Below are 2472 nucleotides of genomic sequence, written 5' to 3'. Positions count from 1 at the left end.
GTGGTGTTCTTCAAGGGCTGCCCGCTGTCTTGTACCTGGTGCCAGAATCCGGAAAGCATCAACACCGGTTACGAACTCTCCTATGATGCAGAGAAGTGCATCAGCTGTCACGACTGTGCTGACGCCTGCCCCGAGCAGGCGATCGACCTGAGTTCGCCCGACAAAATCATCCGCGACAAATGCACCCAGTGCTTCAAGTGCGTTGATGTCTGCCCATCCGGTGCTCTGGAGCGCTGTGGCAATGACATCGACATGGATCATCTGGTGGAGAAGGTGCTTGAAGACGAGGCCTTCTTCGAGGCCTCCGGCGGCGGGGTTACTGTCTCCGGCGGCGAGGCGCTGATGCAGATGGATTCGGTCGGCGAACTGTTCTCGCGGCTGAAGCAGCGGAATGTTCACACGCTGATCCAGACAGCGGGCCTATTCAATTACAAGGTATTTGAAAATCTGGTATTGCCCTACACCGACACCATCTACTTTGATCTCAAGTTGATGGACAGCGATGCGCACAAGCAGTACTGCGGCGTTCCCAACCATTCTATTCATGAGAACTTCAGGAAGGTCCAGGCCCTGGCACGGGATTCGGTGATCGAGGTTCTGCCGCGGGTCCCGTTGGTGCCCTTTATCACCGACACAGATGAAAACCTCAGTGCCATTGCTGACTTTATGCTCGAGAACGGCGTAAAGAACATGCAGATCTTGCCGTACAACCCGATTTGGCTCGACAAGCTGCCACGCTTCGGCAGTGTCCAGCGTCTGGACTTCGGTGAAGGGACAGGCAAGTTCATGCCGGACGCGGAGCTTGACCGCTGTACGGAGATTTTTGAGTCCAGAGGTATTCACGTCCATTGTCACAGGTGATGTATCAGCTCAGACAGCCGGCGCCTTCCTGATTTCGCTTTACCTATAACCCATAATCAATCTGTCCATCACATGAGGAAAATAAAATGACGTATGCACAACCCGGCCAGGAAGGATCTGTAGTTTCCTTCAAATCGCGCTATGACAATTTCATCGGCGGCGAATGGGTAGCGCCCGCTGACGGCCGTTACTTCGAAAATGTGACTCCGGTAACCGGCCAGGTGTACTGTGAGGTGGCCCGTTCCTCGGCGGCGGATATTGAGAAGGCCCTTGATGCGGCGCATGCAGCGCGAGCAAGTTGGGGTGCCACCTCGGTAGCCGACCGGTCCAACCTGCTGCTGAAGATCGCTGACCGCGTCGAGCAGAATCTTGAAATGCTGGCGGTTGCGGAGACCTGGGAGAATGGTAAAGCCGTACGCGAGACCCTGAATGCTGACCTGCCCCTGTTTGTAGACCACTTCCGCTATTTTGCGGGCTGCATCAGGGCCCAGGAAGGCAGCGCTGCTGAACTGGATGCGACAACGGCCAGCTATCACTTCCACGAGCCCTACGGCGTGGTGGGCCAGATCATTCCCTGGAACTTCCCCCTGCTGATGGCCGCCTGGAAACTGGCGCCAGCGCTGGCCGCGGGTAACTGCGTGGTCATGAAGCCCGCCGAGCAGACCCCGGTGACCATTCTCCTGGTGATGGAGCTGATACAGGACATTCTGCCCGCTGGCGTGGTTAATATCGTCAACGGCTTCGGGGCGGAAGCGGGGGCGGCACTCTCGCAAAGTACACGCATTGCCAAGCTGGCCTTCACCGGCTCGACGGCGGTGGGTAATGAGATTCTCAAGTGCGCGGCGAACAACCTCATTCCTTCAACGGTTGAGCTGGGTGGTAAGTCACCGAATATCTACTTTGAGGATGTTCTGGACTATGAAGATGACTACCTTAACAAGTGTGCGGAGGGTCTGTTGCTGGGCTTCTTCAACCAGGGTGAAGTGTGTACCTGTCCCTCCCGGGCGCTGATCCAGGAATCCATCTATGACCGTTTCCTTGATATCGTGGTTGAGCGTTCAAAGACCATTAAGCAGGGCAATCCGCTGGATCCTGAGACACAGGTTGGTGCGCAGGCCTCCAAGGAACAGTTTGACAAGATCATGAGCTACATGGAGATCGGTCGGCAGGAAGGTGCACAGATTCTGATCGGCGGTGATAGTGCCAACCTGTCCGGTGATCTGTCCGGCGGTTACTACGTGCAGCCGACCCTGATGGCGGGCAAGAACGACATGCGCATTTTCCAGGAGGAGATCTTTGGGCCGACGCTGGGTGTGACCTCTTTCAAGGACGAGGCCGAAGCACTGGCCATCGCCAACGATACTGACTATGGCCTGGGTGCCGGCGTCTGGACCCGCGACATGAATCGCGCCTACCGCATGGGACGGGGCATTCAGGCGGGTCGCGTGTGGACCAACTGCTACCACGCCTATCCTGCGCACGCGGCCTTTGGCGGATACAAGAAGTCGGGTATTGGCCGTGAAACCCACAAGATGATGCTTGACCATTACCAGCAGACCAAGAACCTGCTGGTGAGCTACAGCATCGACCCGCTGGGTTTCTTCTGAGTCC

At 56.8% G+C, this 2472-nt stretch carries 2 protein-coding genes; both read left to right on the top strand.

From position 1 onward, the window contains the following. On the top strand, positions 1 to 861 hold an 861-nt coding region (locus DDZ17_RS22170), incomplete at its 5' end, for a glycyl-radical enzyme activating protein (RefSeq protein WP_116369215.1). Positions 862 to 947: 86 nt separating this feature from the next. Further along, the gene (exaC, locus tag DDZ17_RS22165; RefSeq protein ID WP_116369214.1) at positions 948 to 2468 is read left to right on the top strand and encodes an acetaldehyde dehydrogenase ExaC; all 1521 of its coding nucleotides are present in this window, start codon (positions 948 to 950) and stop codon (positions 2466 to 2468) included. The last annotated feature ends 4 nt before the right edge of the window (positions 2469 to 2472 follow it).

This window comes from Parahaliea mediterranea (assembly GCF_003402235.1).
In the GTDB taxonomy this organism is placed as follows: domain Bacteria; phylum Pseudomonadota; class Gammaproteobacteria; order Pseudomonadales; family Halieaceae; genus Parahaliea; species Parahaliea mediterranea.
This window is presented reverse-complemented; position numbering and strand designations above follow the sequence as displayed.